Raw genomic sequence first — 17,998 nt, 5'->3', positions numbered from 1 at the left:
GTTGCGCCCCCTTTCGATTGCGGCTAATCACCCGCCCACGGCGCTGCTGTAGCTCAGAGGTAGAGCACTCCCTTGGTAAGGGAGAGGTCGAGAGTTCAATTCTCTCCAGCAGCACCATTAATCTTCCTTTTTTCCAGATATGTAACGTCTAGCACGAGCGCCGGTCTCTCGACTTACGCCCGACGCTACGCGTCAGTCTGAGTACGAGAGTTCAATTCTCTCCAGCAGCACCATGAAACTTCCCTTAGTTATCGAAGTACCCCCGCGAGAGTGCCGCTCGTCTCTTTAGAGCCTACGTTGCACGCCTATTCTATACATCGAATCGACACCCCCGCCCCGATAACCCGGGACGGAGGTGCCAAAATTCACATCAAATCACGACGCCTCAAACACGCCGCACGCAATACGCGAACCCGCGTCGCCCGAAGGCTGCGATTCGTAATCGTCTGCGCCGCTGTGGATGATGAAGGCCGCACCGTCATCATCTTTGATCATGGTCTCGATATCGAGCAGGTCGAGAAAGACTTCGGCCTCAAGCACCCCATCTTCACCCACGACCATATTGGGCATATCACCGGGATGCGGCCCACCTTCGACGAGCACACCGTGTTTGCGGTCCCCCGCGATATGACCACCGGCGGATTTGAAATCCTCGGCCGAACAATCACCGGTCTCATGCAGGTGCACACCGTGGGTACCCGTAGGCACGCCGGTCACGTCGATCTTGACCAAGGTGCGGCCCGATGCGGTCGTGTTCAGCGAAACATTGCCTGAAATATCGTTCGAATTGCCCGCGACCTGAGCCGTCGCCGCCGTTTGCATATGGCTTTCGGCCTGCGCCGCCACGGCGCCTGTTGTGGCCAAAGCGGCCCCGAGTAGGATATTGCGCAGATACATGGCTTCCTCCTTTGGGTTATATGTCCGATGACGGCTCAACCCACCCGGCCCGCGTCGGGTTCCTCTTGATGCAGGGCGAGGCTTGCCCCTATAAGCGGCCGAGTGCTCCCTTAGCTCAGCTGGATAGAGCAGCCGACTTCTAATCGGCAGGCCGAGGGTTCGAATCCTTCAGGGAGCGCCATCTTTCTTTGATTTTACTCACGAACTTCCGCTCTCAGCCGTTTGTTCCCCCAGCTGTTCCCCCATGATGAACGCGCGCACCTCGTTAGGGTCCACGAAAGACATCGACCCGCGCTTGTGGATCTTGATGTGCTTGTCTGCGGCCCAGCGGTAGAGCGTGGCGCGGTGAACACCGAACGCTGCCTTCGCCTGCGAGACGCGAACCATGATCGGTGTTTGCTGTGTTTGGGCATGTGCCATGTGTCGTCTCCGGGTTCAGCTGGACTTGCCGGCGCGCATGCGCTGAAAGTCGCGATACAGTTGCGAGCCGCGCGGAACCCATGAGAGTTTCCACGGCCCGAGGTGCAGTGTGAAGGTGTGATCGACAGAAACGCCAATCGTCCATTCTCCAAGTTCAACTCGGCTCCAAAGCATATGGGCCTCCGGGCTATCTGGATTTCGCGGCGCGGAGCGTCACCTTGTCGATCCGCGCGCGGCGCATATCGGGATCGAGGCTGATCGCGGCGCGGACATCGTTCTCAATGTCGGCCGCGCATGTGCGGGGCGAGATCGCCACCAAGCGCGTGATCGTCTGGCCGTCTGGCATCGTCAGCCGCGCGTCTACTGTGATCGGCGATCCTGCCAGCGCTTCGATGCTGGGCGCCGATATGGTGCGGGTCTTGAGAAGGCGCTGAAGGCCGAGGGCACGCAGCCGTTCAGCCGCGGGGATTGCGATGTTGCTCATGGGGCTTGCTCCTGCCGTGCTGGTTTTCTGATCAGGCTGTACTGGGCGAATTTGGTGCCTTGGCCGCTATCGACGCGATCCGTGTGGATCTGATGCCCCTCTTGCTTGAGGTCATAGATGCGGGCGCCAAGCCGGTAGCAGCCGTATTTCTCCTGCGCTTCAGCGGGCGTGATCGTTTTGCCGGATTGCAGATGGGCGAGAATGCGGTGGGTTTGGGTTTCCTGCGACATGCTCACATTCCCAACGCTTCTTTGTACATTTCGAGGACTGCCTCTTCCTCGGCGATGTCGTCCTTGTCGCGCTTACGGAGCGCCAAAACCTTGGCCAGCACCTTGGTGTCGTAGCCACGGCTCTTTGCCTCCGCGAGCACCTCGTTCCTCTGCTCTGCGATATCCTTTTTCTCGGCATCGAGGCGCTCGATCCGCTCCACGAATTGGCGGAGCTCATTGGCGGTCACGCGGTAGGTGGCATCGCCTTCGCTTTCGGCCACTGCGGGTTTCTCGCTCATTTCTTCGCCCCTCTGGTCAGGCCAAACTCAGACGCCAGCTTGCCGCCGGTTGCGCTCGGCTTGCACCAATCCGGCAGCTGGACGATCACCTCGGTCTGGCTTGGGTTGGCGACCACCTTGCACGATCCAGCGGGGCGCTTGTCCTTCGGCAGCAAGTCCCACGCGCCCATGCTGATGAAAGCGGTGCCGCTGACACTTGCCTTCGCGACGAGCCCACCTTCGGGGTCAAGGATTAAGCGCAGCTTCCCTTCGTCGGTGCCTCGGCCCACCTGTGCCGTGAAGTTCTCCCCGATGATGCTCTTGCCGAATAGTTCCTCCTGCATGCCTGCGCGGATCGTCATCCGCGCTTTGCGGACGTTCCGGAAAAATTGCAGGCTGAAACTCAGGCCGGTGCCTGCCGGTGCCTTCGCCGGAGGGAGTGGTACTGGTGTAAACGACATCGATTGGTCCTTTGCTCACTTTAAGAGGGGTCGCCGGGTCGGGGCTGCAGAGAGCCGCCTATCCTTTTGATCGCATCCGTTACGGCTGGGCGGGTGCATCCGATCCGCCGGGCGACTTCGCTTGCGCTCAGGCCCGACCCGAGAAAGGGGCGCACATGTTCCGCCACGTTTTTCTTGGCGAAGCGGCGACCATCGGGCTGCTCCCCCCAAGCGCGGCGAACGGCTTTGTTTTCGCTGGCAGCAAGTTCGGCAGGCGAAATGGAAGCCGTCATCAGTACATCGCCGCGATGCGGGTGCGCTCTTCCATGTCCGGCATGGCCGTGGCGGTTTCGAGGGCCGCTCGGGCGAATGCCAGGACGATTGCGACCGCGAGCGCGGCGGTGATTGCTTTGGTGAGGGTGTTGCGGTCTGTCACTGGCTGTCTCCTTGCGTTGGAAGCAGAATAGATTGGCGGATTGTCCAATGTCAATTTTTAATTGGATATTTGGCCAATCTTAGCCCAGCCGAATTGATTCGCGCTGCTGGAACGTTTCGCTGCCGCGCAGTTAAATGGGTCGTTTTATTTGTTAACTGTCAGCTGGCGGGTCAGGCCATCGAAAGAGGCGAGAACCTCCCCCGTCTCGGCGATCACCTGCACCTCAGCGAGGATATTGCCCCTGCCCGCCACCGCGCACTCGAACGTGCCGATGAGGCCCAGCCGTGTCTCTAGATCAATTGCCGCCCACACCTCCCCCTCCACAGAAATTGAGGGTATGCCATTGTGCATGCTCATTCCCGACACAATTCCGGATGCTTGGGCGTGCTCCAGAATTCCCTCCGCTTCGGCCGGATCGCATTGCTGCGTTGCCGCCCACCCCCTACTGGCTGCAAGAATGGCGGCGCTCGCGATGGCTGCTTTGAACATAAAAAATCTCTTTCTCTTCAAATTGTGTTCATCTAACGTTCCGTCATGGGTACGGATTCGATTGTTAGTAAATTAAGCACAGAAGAGGCGCTTCGCCTTACTCTATATCTTCGGGCTCGGCGATCCGCTGGGCCCGTAGAGCCTTTAACGAAGCCTGAAGTACTGCGCGCTCTGAAGGGGCAAGGCGGGATATCTCCTCGATCAGGTCGTCCTTCACCTGTGCCGGCGCGATCCCCATAAATTCCTCGACGGTCTTGCCGTATGCTCGCGCCACCCGGATGATTACCTCAAGGCTCGGTGATTTCGTTTTCCCGTAAATGACTTTGTAAAGCGCGTCGCGGCTCACACCCGCGCGCCTTGCTAGCGCGGTCACTTCCTCACGAGCTTCCTCAATGTGTGCAATCAGCGCCTTTTGGAAGGTCGGTATATCGTTGTTTCCCATACCTGTACCTTACTTAATGGCGAAAGCGGCTGGAATTGGCCAATTGTCAGTTGACTTGATTGGCCAATTGTCCAATGACTGTTTGGCATGGAACATCGAAACATCCTTTCTGAGCTTGAGGCATACTGCCACGAAGTCGGTTTGAAGCCGTCGACCGTGTGCGTTCGTGCTTTGAATGACAGCCGCTATGTCGGTCGCCTGAAACGTCGCCTTGCTGCGATGGATCGAGACGCGGAGCGGTTGCGCGATTACATGTTGGCCAATCCCGCGCCAAGCTGCAGGGAGCATTCGGCATGAACGCGCTCCCCCCCGGCTCCCCTGTTGTGATCTATGTGAATGGCTCGTCATGCGGTGATCCTGTCACGATCAGCGCGGTCGAGGCGACCGGACCTACCTCCGCGCCGCCGGTCGGCTATGACGCCTACCAAGTTCACCGCGAGTTCCGCGAGCGCTGGTGCGCCTACATCAATGGAAACTATCGCAATATCGCCCATGTGGCGCGCGTGTTCCAAGTCTCTGAAAGAACCGCCAGAAACTGGTGGAACGGTCAGTTTGGGCCCAACGGCGGCTACGTGGCCGTGGCAATGCGCGAGCATGGTGATCGGGCGTTTCAGATGCTGTTCGGGGAGGCCGGCTAACGTGCTTCGCTTTTCCCTTTTTCTTGCTGGTGCGGGACTTAAACCCGGATTTGCACCCGGACTTACGCCCTACGCCATGCTGCACAGCAGCAGATTTGCGCGGCGTTGGATAAGTCCAGTTATTGAGTTCGGCTGCGCTGCGGCGCGGTCGTCATTGGACGGGCATTCCTTTGGCTGGGTATCGTGGCTCCGCCGTTCAAGACCAATTGCACATGCGGGTCGTGGCCTGTCCGGGGTTCTGGGTTGGCCCTATGGAAACACGGCAATGTGCAAGCACAGCGGCTGCTCCGGCCGAGAGCCTTCGGGCAGGTGGCTAACATGAAGCGGCGCGGGACACCGGAGGCGGATATCCAGCGGGATATCGTCAAGGCGCTGCGCGCGATCCTCCCGCGCGGTTCGGTCCTGCACCACTCGGCAAACGAGGTGACGGGCGGGGGCAAGGCCGCGAGGATCAAGCAGGCCATTCTGCAAGGCATGGGCGTCTATTCGGGGTTCTCTGATTTGATCCTGATCTCCGAGGGCCGCGTCCTGTTCCTCGAAGTAAAATCGAAGCGCGGGCCGCAATCGCCTGCCCAGCGCGAATTTCAGGCGACGGTCGAAGCGCAAGGCTTCCCCTACGCCATCATCCGTTCTGTTGACGACGCGCTGGGCGCGCTCTCTCGGCATGGGTTTCGAACACGTATCAAGGCCGCGCCAAGCCGGCCGTTGGAGGGGGCATGAGCCACGTTGCCACGAATTGGGCGTTCGCCCAGCGCGGTCTGAAACCCGCGACTAAGCTGATTTTGCTGTGTCTGGCGGATCGGCACAATCCTGACATGGGCTGCTTCCCCTCTCAGGATACGCTCGCTCGGGATGCCTGCATCTCGCGTTCGGCTCTTAATGAGCATCTTAAGTCGCTTGAGAGCGCTGGGCTTATCCGGCGTGAAACTCGGTTCAATCCGACCACGCATCGCCAAAAGTCCACGCGCTATATTTTGGGGTTTGAGGATGGGTTCATACCCGATGATGTAGGCCCGTGTCCTAAATCCGGACACGGAACGGAAAAAGAACGAAATGGCGAGCCGTGTCCGGAAACCGGACACGGAGCCGTGTCCGGAAAACAGGCAAAGCCGTGTCCGGATTTGGGGCAAAGCCGTGTCCGGAAACCGGACACTAACCCTGTAAGGGAACCTATAAGAGGAACCAGTAAGGCGCTGGCGCGCAAAAGCGCACCAGCGGCGGGTCTGTCTGAGAAATTTGATCAGTTCTGTCGGGCCCATCCCAAGGCTACCGATCGGGACGCGGTCTACCGGGCGTGGTGTGATGCCGTCGAGGACGGCGCCAACCCGGCGCGGCTGGTAGTTCTGGCGCAGCGATACGGCGCCACGCCAGAGGTCCAGCGTGGCTATGCGAAGAAGGCGCAGAATTGGCTGAGAGACGGCGCGTGGCGCGAAGAGACCGCCTACCCTGCTCGCTCTGCGCCGGCTTCGATTGACGACCGGGCGAAGTTTTGGGCCGACCGGATCAACGATGGCAAGTTCGTTGCGGCATCTTCGTTCGGCGCTGATGTGGCTACGCGGATGATGGAGCTCGCGCTAGTGACCGGCGATCAGCTGCGCGCGATTGGGATCAAGCCGTGATGGGGGCCGGGGCGGATTTCTTCGAGACTACCGCTGGGTCGGTGACCATGCGTTGCGACGTTCTACTCGGCAATGTGGATCTCTGGGTCTTGGGAACGGGCGAAGTCTTGGCTTGCTATGCGGGGATCGCGGACGTTCGCGCCGGGCTGAAGCACTGGGGCTCAGCCGAAGGTGAACGGGCCGCTGACATGCGCGCGCTGCTTGATGTGGCCGTGATCGCCATTGAGGCGGAAAGCGAGGCGGTTTGACGGATGGCGCGCTCGTACCTGTTATGCCTTCGCCTCCGGAGCTCCCGCTTGTCGGTGTGGCTGGGGAAATCGCGGAAGTGATCGGACGTGAGCAGGCTTGTCGCCTGATTGTCGCGATGCGGGGCAGCACTGGGCGGTCTTGGCGGGTCTGCATCTATGTGCCGAAGCGGTTGCATATGGACCACGATCTTGTGCGCATCCTCGGCTGGAAAGACGCGCGGCGGCTCTGCCATTCCTTCGGCGGTGAAATTCTCCAAACCTCGAACCTTCGCTATTTGGAGCGCAGCTGGCGCGCGTGGAGCATCCACCAACTGGCGCGTGTCTCTGGCCTGTCGCCTGCGGATATCGCGGACCAGATCGGTCTTTCGGTTTCCCGCGTGCGTGAAATCTTAAGAGGCAACCCGCCAGAGGGAATGCCGGGACGTGCCGGTCAAAATGGTTCGGAAGAGGTCGCGTAATGCGTGGCAACGGCGGAACCGGAAGCGAGGCCAATGGACACGGGCGCATTCATAGAAACCTACGGGCTGCCGGGGGCTGTGATCCTCGGGCTGTCTTATGCCTGTCTGTATTTGTTCCGAGCCTACGAGAAAGTGCAGAACGACCGGATCAACGACAACCGCGAAAGCGCGCGCGAAATCAGAGAAATTGCCGAGGCGTCAAATTCGAGCATGGATGCGCTGACGCGCGTGCTGGAGCGGGAGGGGCGTCGTGATCCGTAAAATGTGGGCGTGGGTGTCTGGTCAGCCGTCTGCGGCTTCTGAGCAGAAAGCCGAGACGGAAGCGCTGCGGCGCGGTAACCGCGCGCACGTCGACGCCGTAAAGCGTCGGGCGGCGCGATTGGAGAGTTTAGTGGAAGAGTTGCAGCGAGAGCGTGGGGTCCGTGATGGTTGATTGGGTGGTGGTATCGCTGTCCGGCGCGGGCTTGGTCCTCGCGTACATGGTGGTGCGGGGTTTTACGCCGCATGCGTTTCGTCGGGATCAAAGCCCGACATATCGCTTGTCGGTGGGGATCGCGTTGGTCGTGGTTTCTTATGTCGCGCGCTCGATCTATTGGGAGTTCACTCCGGTTGTTCTCCGCTCGCTCGATCCGTCTTGGTGGTCGCTGTGGTTTGGCTTGACCGGCAAAACGGTCAACATCGTTTTCAGCCTGATCTTCCTGCGCGGGCTCTACCACTTGCTGGTGTTGCTCTGGCTCCTGATCCCTGCGCGCGAGCGGCGGGATTGGACGGTTTGGCAGGCTCCTTGGTTCCCAGATCACAATGCCTTCACGCGAACGGTGGCGCAGCTGCGGCGGCGTGTAGGCGCAAAACGCGGAGGGCGTAATGACTAAAGAAATGATTGAGGCGGCCCATTGGTCGAAGGTGACGGGCTGGCGGTGGAAAAACTTTTCCCCGAGTGAGATGGCGTCGAAGGGCGATGGCAGCCTGCGGCTCAGCGTCGATGCTATGAACCGCCTTCAGCGGCTGCGTGTCCGTCTCGGCTCTCCTATGCTGGTGACCAGCGCGTATCGTGATCCGGCGCACAATCGTCGCGTCGGCGGTGCAAAGAGCAGCTACCACATGCGCGGGATGGCATTCGATATCCGCATGGATAACCACGATCCCGAGGCGTTTGAGCAAGCGGCGCGGGCCGAGGGTTTCACTGGCTTCGGCTACTATCCGCACCTCGGGTTCATGCACATCGACACCGGGCCGGCGCGCAGCTGGGGTACGAAGTTCCCGAAGCGCGAGCGGCGCTTTGCTCCGGAGCCCACGCCTGAGAAGGCGAAGAAGGTTGCGAAGGAAGGCACCGGGGTGGCGGCTGTAGCGGTCGCGGCCGAGCGCGTCGTTAATGAGGCGGCGCCTCTGCTCTCTGACCAGCTGGTCACTTGGGGCTTTACCGGCTTGGCGGTGTTTGGCTTGGGCATCGTGGTTTGGCGGGCGTTCCGCTCGGGGGCCGAATGATCGGTCGGCTGCAGGCATGGCTGCTCGCAGCGTTGGGCGGTGCTGTCGCGGTGATTGCCGCGCTCGGCACGGCTTGGCGCCGGGGGCGGCGCACTGGCAAGGAGGACGCGTTGGATGCCGCTGTGGAATTTGACGAGGATCGTGCTGCTCATTTGCGTCGTAGAGTTACTGCTGCTCGCGAGCGGGTGCGCGACCATGAAGAAGACGGGCGCGGTTACCGAGACTGAGCGGGCGGCTTGCGAGGCGTGGCGTGACAGCCTGCCCTCGCGCTCGCGCTTGGACACTGCGCAGACCCGCGTCGAGATCGGCGACGGCTATGATGTGTTCCTCGCGGCGTGTCCGTCTTTCGCTCTCCCCTTCGCCGATCCCCCCTCAGATATTTTGGGTCCTTCTGCGGGGGGTGGGGGGTGAGGGTGTGCGTACGCGCAAAAATTTATTTCTGCGTGCTTGAAAATTCCCATTTCGTTTCGTTTGGAGGGGCTGATGCCCAAATCTACTAAGTCGCCTGTTTTGCCGTCCCAGCTGGAGTTTCTGCCTCTTGAGGGGCTGATCCCCTATGCGCAGAACGCGCGGACGCATAGCGAAGCGCAAGTCAGCCAGATTGCGGGTTCGATCCGCGAATACGGTTTCACGAACCCGGTTCTGATTTCGGATGATGGCACGATCATCGCCGGGCATGGCCGGGTGATGGCGGCGCGTCAGCTGGGCATGGCCGAGGTGCCGTGTCTCCGGCTCTCGCACCTGACCGATACGCAGCGCCGGGCTTACATTCTGGCCGACAACAAGCTCGCGCTCAACGCGGGTTGGGACGAGGAATTGCTGCGGCTTGAGCTTGGCGCGCTTCGGGACGCGGGCGCCGATCTGGATATGACCGGCTTCGATGCCTCGGAGATCGATGCGCTCTTTCTCGGCGAGGACGATGTCGAAGAGCAGGGCTTGATCGGCGATGATGAAACGCCGGAGCCGGGCGACGGCTTTGTCTCGCGCCGGGGAGATATCTGGGTGCTCGGGGATCATCGGGTGATGTGCGGCGACAGCACCGATATCGGCATGGTGTCGGAGCTCTGCTCGGACGGGCCGATTGACTGCTGCTGGACCGATCCGCCCTATAACGTAAATTACGAAGGCACCGCGGGCAAAATCGAAAACGACCACATGGGGGACGCCGCTTTTCGGGAGTTCCTCCGCGATGCCTTCGTCTCTGCCTTCTCGGTCATGCGGGCGGGCGCTCCGATCTATGTGGCTCACGCCGATACGGAGGGGTTCAACTTCCGGGGCGCCTTCCGCGAGGCTGGGTTCAAACTCTCGGGCTGCCTCATCTGGGTGAAGCCGGCGCTGGTGCTGGGCCGATCCGATTACCAGTGGCGGCACGAGCCGATCCTCTACGGCTGGAAAGAAGGCGGCGCGCATTCGTGGTATGGCGGGCGCAAGAACACGACCGTGATCGAGGCCGAGGACGCGCCGTTCGTGGTCGAGGATGATGGGGCGGCGGTCCAGATCGAGATCGGCGAGACCACGCTGCGCATCTCTGGCGCCGATCTGCGCGTGGAGGAGCTTGTCGGCTCTGTGATCCGGGCCGAGAAACCCAAGAAGTCGGCCGAACATCCTACCATGAAGCCGGTAGGTCTGGTCCTTGGTATGCTGAAAAACAGCAGCAAGCGCGGGGACGCGGTCCTCGATCTATTCGGCGGCTCCGGCTCCACGCTGATCGCCTGCCAAAAGGTCGGACGCCGGGCGCGGTTGATGGAGTACGATCCGCGCTTTGCTGATGTGATTGTCCGTCGCTGGCAGCAGTTCTCCGGCCGCAAAGCCACCTTGCTGTCGACCGGCGAGGGTTTCGACGCTCTGGCGTCTCAGCGGGTGAAAGCCTCGGAGGATGCGTGATGCAGAGCCGGGCGGGTTCAATGATCGAGGCGGTCGCAAACGTGGCGGTCGGATACGGCATCGCGGTCGCCGCGAACATCGTGGTTCTGCCGCTGTTCGGCCTTCATCCGTCGCTCGCCCAGCATGCCCAGATCGGTCTAATCTTCACTGGCATTAGTCTGGTCCGGTCCTACTGCCTGCGCCGGCTGTTTAATTGGTGGGGTGGTCGTGGCGCAAGGTAAGGCAAAACCACGCAAAGGACCGCCGCGCGCGCTGCGATCCGCTTCCCGAAAGGTGCGCTTCGTCGCGCATCGGACGGGCAACGCGGCCGATACCATCGGGCCGCTGTCGGATGGCGTGGCCGTGACCGGGCTGACGGCCGGGCAATTCTCGGCCATCGACGCGATGGAGCACATGGTCAACGAGCTCGGTCCTGCTGAAGTCCGGCTTTCGACCTGGACTACCGGGATCTACGATGTGCAGCGCGCGCGCGAAATCCAGCTGGACGGGCGTATCTCCGACATTCGGGTGCTGCTCGACCGCGGCACATTCGAGAAATCGCCCAAGTTTGCCGGGCCGCTGATCGAGGTGCTGGGCGTGGATGCGTTCCGGTGCCTGTCGGTTCACGCCAAGGTCATCATCGTGAACGGCCAGCGCGGCTCGGCCGTGATGCGGTCCTCCATGAACCTGAACAAAAACCTGCGGACGGAACAGTTCGACGTGGATGTCGGTGACGAGATCGGCGCGTTCTACACCGAATGGTTCGACGCGCTTTGGGATGAAAGCGGCCGGACGCGGGACAATCAGGAGATCATCAAAGCGGTTTTTGACCGATATCTGGCCATGCCTCCGGTCGAAGAGGCGCCGCGCCCTGCCCCTCGGGCCGATTTGGAGCCGGGCGACGATCTGTCAGACCTGTTCCTTGATCCTCTTGCCTTCGATGATGACGGGGTGCCGGGGACATGAGCGGCGCGGGGACACCCACCTACCCCGGCAAAACCATCGCCAAGCTGCTAATGTTGACGGATCGTCGCGTCCAGCAGCTGGCGAAGGAGGGGGTGATCCCGAAAGCGGAGCGCGGGCGGTATGAGCTCGCGCCTGCCGTGCAGGGCTATATCCGTTATCTGCAGGATCGCGCGGCCGGCAGCGCCGTGCAGTCTGGAACCATCGATTACCATGTCGAAAAGGCGCGCAAGACGAAGGCCGAGGCCGATATCGCCGAGATCGAGGCGGCAAAGCGGCGCGGTGATGCAATCGATGCGGCCGAGGTCAAGCGCGCGTGGCAGCTGATCCTCGGAGAAGTCCGGGCAAACCTTCTAGGCAACACCCCGCAGCGCATCACCTCGCTGGTGCTCGGGCTGAACGACGAGGCTCAAATCAAACGGGTTATTCGGGATGAAATCGCGCTTGCAATGTCGGCAGCGGCCGAGACGGACGTGGAGGAGCTCTTTGCGGATGGCTAAACGCGCCGCAAAGCAGCCCCGCGCGCCGATAGGGCCAGTGGCGCGGCGGATCGCGGCCGAGGCGCTCGGGTCTTTCGCGCCTCCCCCTTCGATTTCGCCTTCGGAGTGGTCCGAGGCATCGATCTACATTCCGGTCGGTAACGCGATCCCCGGTCTGATCCGGTTCGACAATGCCCCGTATCAGCGCGAGCCGCTCGATCTGACGATGGACCCGCTCGTCTCTCGCATCACGCTCCAATGGGGGGCGCAAGTTGGCAAGACGACCGTTGGGCTCTGCGCGCAGGCGTATCGGATCGCCGAGAACCCCATGTCGCAAATCATGATGCAGCCCAGCCAAGGCGACTTGCACACTTGGCTGGAAACCAAGTTTAACCCGATGGTCGAGGCCAACGCCTCCCTGCAGGATCGCATCGCCAAACCGCGCGGCCGTGATGGCGTGAATAACCAATCAATGAAGTCCTACCCCGGCGGGTTCTTGATGTTCAGCTGGTCGGGCTCGCCTAAGACCATGCGGGGCCGATCCGCTCCCTTCATCGTCTGCGATGAAACGGACGGGTACGACCGGACGCATGAGGGGCATCCGGTGTCCCTGCTCTGGCAGCGCGCTGCCACCTTCGGCGATCAACGGCTCTTGCTGGAAATCTCGACGCCAACGATCAAGGGCGTGTCATACATCGAGGGCGCGTTTGAAGAAGGCGACCAGCGGCGTTTCCATGTCTTGTGTCCTCACTGCGATCACTCGCAGCACCTCAAATGGTCGCAGGTAACTTGGGACAAGGGCGGGGATGGCGAGCATCGGCCGGAAACGGCGGGCTATATCTGCGAGGAATGCGGTGTGGTCTGGTCCGACGCCGAGCGCATCGGCGCGATCCGCTCGGCCGAGGCCAAGGGCGCAGGCTGGATCGCCGCGCGGCCGTTCCGGGGCCATGCCTCGTTCCATCTCAATGAGCTCTATTCCTGCTTCCGGCGTCTGCAGGACGTGGTGCAGTCCTTCCTCGACAAGAAGGCGGCGGGCGATCTGCAGACATTCGTGAACGTCTCGCTCGCTGAAACGTGGGAGGAGGAAGGCGACCAAGTCGAAAGCGCCGAGCTTCTCGCGCGCGCGCATCCCTTCGCGGCTCCGGTGCCAATGGGGGCGGCGGTCCTGACGGCCGGTATCGACATGCAGCAGGATCGTCTTGAGGTCGAAATCGTCGGCTGGGGGCTCGGCGAAGAAAGCTGGTCTGTGGATTACCGGGTTCTCTGGGGCGATCCGCTCCGATCCGAGGTCTGGGAGGAATTGGACGCGGTCCTTGGGGAAACCTTCGACCATGAGAGCGGCGCCCAGCTGGCAATCTCCGGCGCCAGTCTCGATACCGGGGGCGGCGAGGGTCTGACGCAGGCGGCGTATGAATACGCGCGCGGCAAAACCGGGCGGCGTCTGTTCGCGGTCAAGGGTGTAGGCGGCTGGGGCCGTCCGGTTGTCTCCGCTCCGAGCCGGGTGCGCTCGCGCCGGGCGCGGGTGGTGCATCTGTTCTCGATTGGCGTGGACGAGGCGAAGCTGATCGTGTCGCGCCGGTTCGGGGTCGAAGAGCCGGGGCCGGGGTTCTGCCATATCCCTGATACGCGCGCGCCGGAATGGTTTGCGCAGGCCACGGCCGAGGCGCTCCGGACGCGAATGTCGCGCGGGTTCGCTGTGCGCGAGTGGCACAAGACGCGGGATCGTAACGAGGCGCTTGATTGCCGCGTCTATGCCTATGCCGCTCTGAAGCTGGTTAATCCAAACATCGCCCGGCTGGTGCGCGGGCTCGCGGCAAAGGCCGATCCGGTCGAGCCGGGAGGGGACGAGGAAGCGGACGAGGCCGTCGCTGAAGTCGAAGCGGGGAACCCGCCAGAGGAACAAACGCGGCCGCGGGGCGATGCTGGTGCAAAGAGAGTGTGGCGCCCAAAGAAGCGGCGCGGGCGCTGACGTCAAGATGGTGAGGCTGTGGCCGGTTCAATTCCTTCTGAAATCGCGGCGGGCATCACCTTCGGTGTGTCGCTGTCCTATCCCGAATATGCGGCTCCCGAGTGGGGGCTGACGCTGATCCTGCGCGGGCCGCAGGCAATCACGCTCGATGCCGTGCGCAATGGTGACGAGTTCACCTTCTCTGCCTCGGCCGAGACGACCGCAGCGTGGGCTCCCGGCACATATTGGTGGCAAACGCGCGCTGTCGACACATTCGAGACAGTTCTGCTTGAGGACGGGCAGACCAAGGTGCTGCAGGATTTGTCTGCGGTTGAGGGCGCGTTCGACGGTCGGTCGCATGCGGTCAAGGTGCTGGAAGCCGTCGAGGCGGTGATCGAGGGGCGCGCGTCCATCGACCAGCAGTCCTACTCGATCAATAACCGCAGCCTGACCCGGACGCCGATGGCCGATCTGCTGAAGCTGCGCGCGGTCTATCGCGCCCAAGTCCAAGCCGAGAAGGCCAGCAAGAATGGCGGTCGTCTCGGCCGCGTGATGCGCGTGAGGTTTAGCTGATGGGTTGGTTCGGAAAGCGGGAGCCGCAAACGCGGCAGGAGCCGCGCGTCGTGGACGCGCCCAGCAATGTGCCAAAGGTCGGCAAGAAGCGCGCGCCGCGTCTCGGCCGTGGCGGCGCTGGTAAGCGTCTTTTTGACGCGGGCGGCTCTGATCGCCTGACGGGTTCTTGGTCCTCTACGCCGCTGACGGCCGATGATGTGATCCGGCGCAACCAGCGTGTTCTTGTCGCCCGCTCGCGCGAACAGGCGGCGAATAATGATCACGCGAAGGCGTTTCTGCGCATGGTCCGGCAGAATATCGTCGGGCCGCGCGGCATTCAGATGCAGTCGCAGGCGAAAGACCCTGACGGCTCTCTTGATCTTGAAGCAAACGCGGCGATTGAGGGGGCTTGGGCCGAATGGTCGAAGGCTGAAAACTGCGACGTGACCGGGCGGCTCCCGCTCCGGCAAATTCAGGGGCTGGCTGTCCAGACGGCGGCTCGCGATGGCGAGTTCTTTGTCCAAGTCGTGACCGGGCGCGATGCTGGTCCTTGGGGCTTCGCTCTAAACGTCCTCGATCCGCAGCGCTGTCCTCTCGATCTGGACGAGGTCAGTCTGCCGGGCGGTCGGTTCATCCGGCATGGCATCGAGTTCAGCCAGTTCGGTCGTCCTACGGCTTATTACTTCACAACGACCGCGGCCGAAGAGAGCGACTATTCGTATGGCGGTCGGTCCTTTGTTCGCATCCCTGCGGACCAGATCATCCATTGCTTTATCTCGGAAATGATCGGGCAAAAGCGCGGGCTGCCGTGGATGGCTACCGCGCTCTGGCGCATGCACCAGTTAAACCAGCTGGAAAACGCCGCGCTGGTCAACGCGCGCGAAGGCGCGAACAAAGCGGGCTTTCTCGAATGGGAGGAGGGCTTCGGGCCGGAGGCGGTCGATGAAAACGGGGAGCCCATCGAGGTGGAAATCGAAAGCGAGGCCGGGGTCTATCATGAGCTCCCTGCCGGCGCGCGCTTCAAAGAGTACAATCCGACATATCCCTCGGGCGAGTTCGCGGTCTTTTCCAAGCACCAGCTGCGCGGCATCTCGGCCGGGCTTGGGGTCGCCTACAACAACCTGGCATCTGATCTTGAGGGCGTGAATTACTCGTCAATCCGGCAAGGCACGATTGACGAGCGCGAGCACTGGAAAGACCTGCAGGAGTGGGTCGTAGAGAGCCTGATGGCGCCGATCTTCGCGCGCTGGCTAAAGCGCTCGCTTCTGGCTGGCAAGATCAAGCGCGCCGGCAAGCCGCTGCCGGCAGCGAAGCTGGACAAGTTTTCAAAGGTCGCATGGCAGCCACGCCGCTGGGATTGGATCGATCCCAACGCGGATGTGAAAGCTGCCGTGCTGGCGAAAAATAACCTTCTGATGTCTCCGTCGCAGATCATTCGTGATCGCGGCCAAGACCCACAGACGGTTTGGCGCGATATCGCTCGAGATATCGAGGACATGCGTAAGGCGGGCATTCCCGAGGAAATTATTAGCGCGGTCGTACTTCAACAAGCGGAGGGGTCTAATGGCTCAGCGAAACCAGCCGGTCAAAGTTCCGGAAACCAAGGCGACGGGGGCTCGGGTGCTGACGGCAGCTGATCTGGTCGGTCGCTCTCTCACTCGGGCAGTAACGCCGGAGCAAATCAACGCAGCGGACAAAGGCGGGCAGCGCGGCCTGTCGCGGGTCGCATCGGTCGGCAAAATTAACGAAGAAGAGCGCACGGTCGAGCTCGCCTTCTCGTCGGAGATCGAGGTCGAGCGGTGGTTCGGCGTCGAGGTGCTCTCGCATGATCCTGCCTCCGTCCGGATGGATCGGATGCTGGGCGGCGCGGCTCTGCTCGTCAACCACGATTGGGACGACCAGATCGGCGTCGTGACCGAGGCGCGCATCGATGCGGATCGCCGAGGGCGGGCCGTGGTCAAGTTCGGGCGAGGTGCTCGGGCGGATGAAATCTGGCAGGACGTGGTGGACGGCATCCGTCGCCATGTCTCGGTCGGCTACTTGGTTCACAAGATCGAGGTCGAAGAGCGCGCCGGGCAGGCCGATATGGTTCGGGTTCTGGATTGGGAACCCTACGAGGTGTCCATCGTCGCCGTCGCTGCTGATCCTTCGGTCGGCGTGGGCCGCGAAATGGGCGCGGGGAACCCGCCAGAGGAAGCGAGCGCAGCCGCTTCGGATACTGAAGCCATAAATGCGGACGAGGGTGCGTCCAATCAATCGCAGGAACGGAGCGAAACTATGGAACGAATTTTGCGGGATAGCGCGGGCAACCTCGTGCGCGCGATGGTGGACAAGGACGGCAAGATCGTTGAAGTCCTCGAAACTATCGAGGAGGCTGGCGAAAACACCCGCCAAGCCGAGCGCACTGGCTCCGAAGCCGAGCGCGCTCGCGTTCGCTCGATCATGGAAATGGGCGAGCAGTATGGCGCTGACGATCTGGCGCGTGATGCCGTTCGTGATGGGCAAGGCGTAGATCAGTTCCGGCAGGCGCTGCTCGATCACATGGACGGTGGTCGCCGCAATGCCTCTCCTCTCTCGGATCGTCACAATGTCGGCCTATCTGAGCGCGAGCAGGACCAGTTCTCCTTCGTGCGGGCAATCCGGGCACTGTCCGATCCGACCAACCGTCGCGCGCAGGAAGCGGCAGCGTTTGAGTTCGAAGCCTCCGAAGCCGCCGCGCAGGCAATGGGCCGTTCGGCCGAGGGCATCATGGTGCCGCCTGAAGTTCTGACCCGCGCGCTCAATTCTGACACCAGCGGCACGGCTGCGGGCGACACAGGCGGTAACGCCATCGCCACCACGCTGATGTCGCAATCGTTTATTGATATGCTGCGCAACCGGGCTGTTTTGATGCGTCTGGCTACGCCGCTCTCCGGTCTGGTGGGCAACGTGGACATTCCGCTGCAAGCGTCGGGTGCCTCCGGCTACTGGATCGGTGAGGACGATGATGCTCCCGAGGACGGTCTGGAGCTCGGCCAGTTGGCCATGTCGCCAAAGACCGTTGCGGCCTATTCGGAGATCACGCGCAAGCTGCTGAAGCAGTCGAGCATCGACATGGAGGCGCTGGTCCGTCGCGATCTGGCATCTGCTCTCGCGCTGACCATCGATAAGGCCGGCTTCTATGGCTCCGGCTCCGGCAGCCAGCCGCGCGGCATCAAAAACTATGCCGGCGTGAACGCGGTTGATTTCGGCGGTGCAGCCTCCGGTGGTGGCGCGGCAATGCCCAGCTACGCCGAAGTGGTGCAGATGGAGACAGCCATTGCCTCGGATAACGCTGACGTTAACTCGATGGCCTACGCGATGGGCGCGGGCATGCGCGGCCACCTGAAAACGACCGAGAAGTTCGACGGCACCAACGGCTCGCCCATCTGGGAAAGCGGCAACACGGTCAACGGCTATCGCTCCGAGGTCACAAACCAGATCGTCGCGGGCGACTTGTTCTTTGGCAACTGGGCTGACGTGGTCGTCGGTATGTGGGGCGGGCTCGATATCACTGTCGATCCCTACTCCAACTCGAAGAAGGGCCGTCTGCGGATCGTCACCATGCAGGACGTCGATATCCTCCTGCGCCGCGTCGAGAGCTTCTGCTACGGCTCTGACGCTTCCTAACC

At 61.9% G+C, this 17,998-nt stretch carries 26 protein-coding genes and 2 tRNA genes; 19 read left to right on the top strand and 9 right to left on the bottom strand.

The window, feature by feature from the left end; genetic code table 11:
• The first annotated feature begins 42 nt into the window (after positions 1-42).
• A tRNA-Thr gene (locus ACGYKA_RS17725) sits at positions 43-117 on the top strand.
• 258 nt (positions 118-375) lie between these two features.
• Here ACGYKA_RS17725 and ACGYKA_RS17720 read toward each other — a convergent pair.
• Entirely contained in the window at positions 376-897 is a 522-nt protein-coding gene (locus ACGYKA_RS17720; RefSeq protein ID WP_394414744.1) for a superoxide dismutase family protein, read from the bottom strand.
• Between the two features lie 104 nt (positions 898-1,001).
• On the opposite strand from ACGYKA_RS17720, the gene ACGYKA_RS17715 reads away from it, so the two are divergent.
• Positions 1,002-1,078, top strand: a tRNA-Arg gene (locus ACGYKA_RS17715).
• A gap of 17 nt (positions 1,079-1,095) precedes the next feature.
• On the opposite strand, the gene ACGYKA_RS17710 is transcribed toward ACGYKA_RS17715, so the two are convergent.
• The 8 genes from ACGYKA_RS17710 to ACGYKA_RS17675 all read right to left on the bottom strand — a co-directional run bounded on the left by ACGYKA_RS17710 (position 1,096) and on the right by ACGYKA_RS17675 (position 4,095).
• On the bottom strand, positions 1,096-1,317 hold the full coding sequence (locus ACGYKA_RS17710) for a helix-turn-helix domain-containing protein (protein ID WP_394439443.1): 222 nt from the start codon (positions 1,315-1,317) through the stop codon (positions 1,096-1,098).
• 187 nt (positions 1,318-1,504) lie between these two features.
• Positions 1,505-1,801: a hypothetical protein gene (locus tag ACGYKA_RS17705; RefSeq protein WP_394439441.1), complete on the bottom strand. Its 297-nt coding sequence runs from the start codon at positions 1,799-1,801 to the stop codon at positions 1,505-1,507.
• Positions 1,798-2,031: a helix-turn-helix domain-containing protein gene (locus ACGYKA_RS17700; protein ID WP_394439439.1), complete on the bottom strand. Its 234-nt coding sequence runs from the start codon at positions 2,029-2,031 to the stop codon at positions 1,798-1,800. The genes ACGYKA_RS17705 and ACGYKA_RS17700 overlap by 4 nt, the downstream gene beginning before the upstream one ends.
• A gap of 2 nt (positions 2,032-2,033) precedes the next feature.
• A complete protein-coding gene (locus ACGYKA_RS17695) occupies positions 2,034-2,309 on the bottom strand; it encodes a DUF2312 domain-containing protein (RefSeq protein WP_394439437.1) in 276 nt (91 codons plus the stop codon).
• A complete protein-coding gene (locus tag ACGYKA_RS17690) occupies positions 2,306-2,749 on the bottom strand; it encodes a hypothetical protein (protein ID WP_394439435.1) in 444 nt (147 codons plus the stop codon). The genes ACGYKA_RS17695 and ACGYKA_RS17690 overlap by 4 nt, the downstream gene beginning before the upstream one ends.
• A 271-nt stretch (positions 2,750-3,020) precedes the next feature.
• Positions 3,021-3,164: a hypothetical protein gene (locus ACGYKA_RS17685; RefSeq protein WP_394439434.1), complete on the bottom strand. Its 144-nt coding sequence runs from the start codon at positions 3,162-3,164 to the stop codon at positions 3,021-3,023.
• A gap of 144 nt (positions 3,165-3,308) precedes the next feature.
• Positions 3,309-3,653, bottom strand: a complete 345-nt coding sequence (locus tag ACGYKA_RS17680) for a hypothetical protein (protein ID WP_394439432.1) — start codon at positions 3,651-3,653, stop codon at positions 3,309-3,311.
• 97 nt (positions 3,654-3,750) lie between these two features.
• Positions 3,751-4,095, bottom strand: coding sequence for a helix-turn-helix domain-containing protein (locus tag ACGYKA_RS17675; RefSeq protein WP_394439430.1), 345 nt, complete (start codon positions 4,093-4,095; stop codon positions 3,751-3,753).
• A 293-nt stretch (positions 4,096-4,388) separates the two neighbouring features.
• On the opposite strand from ACGYKA_RS17675, the gene ACGYKA_RS17670 reads away from it, so the two are divergent.
• The 17 genes from ACGYKA_RS17670 to ACGYKA_RS17590 all read left to right on the top strand — a co-directional run bounded on the left by ACGYKA_RS17670 (position 4,389) and on the right by ACGYKA_RS17590 (position 17,996).
• Positions 4,389-4,733 (top strand): hypothetical protein, encoded by a 345-nt coding sequence (locus tag ACGYKA_RS17670; RefSeq protein WP_394439428.1) that lies wholly within the window; start codon positions 4,389-4,391, stop codon positions 4,731-4,733.
• A 318-nt stretch (positions 4,734-5,051) separates the two neighbouring features.
• Positions 5,052-5,453 (top strand): VRR-NUC domain-containing protein, encoded by a 402-nt coding sequence (locus ACGYKA_RS17665; RefSeq protein ID WP_394439426.1) that lies wholly within the window; start codon positions 5,052-5,054, stop codon positions 5,451-5,453.
• Positions 5,450-6,352 (top strand): helix-turn-helix domain-containing protein, encoded by a 903-nt coding sequence (locus tag ACGYKA_RS17660; protein ID WP_394439424.1) that lies wholly within the window; start codon positions 5,450-5,452, stop codon positions 6,350-6,352. Before ACGYKA_RS17665 ends, ACGYKA_RS17660 begins: the two co-directional genes overlap by 4 nt.
• Positions 6,349-6,600, top strand: a complete 252-nt coding sequence (locus ACGYKA_RS17655; RefSeq protein WP_394439422.1) for a hypothetical protein — start codon at positions 6,349-6,351, stop codon at positions 6,598-6,600. The genes ACGYKA_RS17660 and ACGYKA_RS17655 overlap by 4 nt, the downstream gene beginning before the upstream one ends.
• A 176-nt stretch (positions 6,601-6,776) precedes the next feature.
• Positions 6,777-7,058 carry a hypothetical protein gene (locus ACGYKA_RS17650; RefSeq protein ID WP_394439420.1) on the top strand — a complete coding sequence of 94 codons (282 nt, stop codon included), beginning with the start codon at positions 6,777-6,779 and terminating at the stop codon, positions 7,056-7,058.
• A 33-nt stretch (positions 7,059-7,091) separates the two neighbouring features.
• The gene (locus tag ACGYKA_RS17645) at positions 7,092-7,319 is read left to right on the top strand and encodes a hypothetical protein (protein WP_394439418.1); all 228 of its coding nucleotides are present in this window, start codon (positions 7,092-7,094) and stop codon (positions 7,317-7,319) included.
• Positions 7,320-7,483: 164 nt separating this feature from the next.
• Positions 7,484-7,930: a hypothetical protein gene (locus ACGYKA_RS17640; protein WP_394439416.1), complete on the top strand. Its 447-nt coding sequence runs from the start codon at positions 7,484-7,486 to the stop codon at positions 7,928-7,930.
• Positions 7,923-8,543 (top strand): YcbK family protein, encoded by a 621-nt coding sequence (locus ACGYKA_RS17635; RefSeq protein WP_394439414.1) that lies wholly within the window; start codon positions 7,923-7,925, stop codon positions 8,541-8,543. The genes ACGYKA_RS17640 and ACGYKA_RS17635 overlap by 8 nt, the downstream gene beginning before the upstream one ends.
• Positions 8,540-8,770: a hypothetical protein gene (locus ACGYKA_RS17630; protein ID WP_394439412.1), complete on the top strand. Its 231-nt coding sequence runs from the start codon at positions 8,540-8,542 to the stop codon at positions 8,768-8,770. The genes ACGYKA_RS17635 and ACGYKA_RS17630 overlap by 4 nt, the downstream gene beginning before the upstream one ends.
• Before the next feature lie 256 nt (positions 8,771-9,026).
• Positions 9,027-10,427 (top strand): site-specific DNA-methyltransferase, encoded by a 1,401-nt coding sequence (locus tag ACGYKA_RS17625; protein ID WP_394439410.1) that lies wholly within the window; start codon positions 9,027-9,029, stop codon positions 10,425-10,427.
• A 20-nt stretch (positions 10,428-10,447) separates the two neighbouring features.
• A complete protein-coding gene (locus ACGYKA_RS17620) occupies positions 10,448-10,648 on the top strand; it encodes a hypothetical protein (RefSeq protein WP_394439409.1) in 201 nt (66 codons plus the stop codon).
• Complete coding sequence (locus ACGYKA_RS17615) at positions 10,635-11,372, top strand: hypothetical protein (protein ID WP_394439407.1); 738 nt, start codon at positions 10,635-10,637, stop codon at positions 11,370-11,372. Before ACGYKA_RS17620 ends, ACGYKA_RS17615 begins: the two co-directional genes overlap by 14 nt.
• On the top strand, positions 11,369-11,869 hold the full coding sequence (locus tag ACGYKA_RS17610) for a terminase small subunit, Nu1 (RefSeq protein ID WP_394439405.1): 501 nt from the start codon (positions 11,369-11,371) through the stop codon (positions 11,867-11,869). Before ACGYKA_RS17615 ends, ACGYKA_RS17610 begins: the two co-directional genes overlap by 4 nt.
• Positions 11,862-13,817 carry a phage terminase large subunit family protein gene (locus ACGYKA_RS17605; RefSeq protein ID WP_394439403.1) on the top strand — a complete coding sequence of 652 codons (1,956 nt, stop codon included), beginning with the start codon at positions 11,862-11,864 and terminating at the stop codon, positions 13,815-13,817. The genes ACGYKA_RS17610 and ACGYKA_RS17605 overlap by 8 nt, the downstream gene beginning before the upstream one ends.
• Before the next feature lie 18 nt (positions 13,818-13,835).
• A complete protein-coding gene (locus ACGYKA_RS17600) occupies positions 13,836-14,369 on the top strand; it encodes a hypothetical protein (protein WP_394439401.1) in 534 nt (177 codons plus the stop codon).
• Complete coding sequence (locus ACGYKA_RS17595; protein WP_394439399.1) at positions 14,369-15,985, top strand: phage portal protein; 1,617 nt, start codon at positions 14,369-14,371, stop codon at positions 15,983-15,985. Before ACGYKA_RS17600 ends, ACGYKA_RS17595 begins: the two co-directional genes overlap by 1 nt.
• On the top strand, positions 15,912-17,996 hold the full coding sequence (locus ACGYKA_RS17590; protein ID WP_394439397.1) for a phage major capsid protein: 2,085 nt from the start codon (positions 15,912-15,914) through the stop codon (positions 17,994-17,996). The genes ACGYKA_RS17595 and ACGYKA_RS17590 overlap by 74 nt, the downstream gene beginning before the upstream one ends.
• The last annotated feature ends 2 nt before the right edge of the window (positions 17,997-17,998 follow it).

Origin of the sequence: Sulfitobacter sp. 1A15106, assembly GCF_043556995.1 — a bacterium.
In the GTDB taxonomy this organism is placed as follows: Bacteria; Pseudomonadota; Alphaproteobacteria; order Rhodobacterales; family Rhodobacteraceae; genus Sulfitobacter; species Sulfitobacter faviae.
This window is presented reverse-complemented; position numbering and strand designations above follow the sequence as displayed.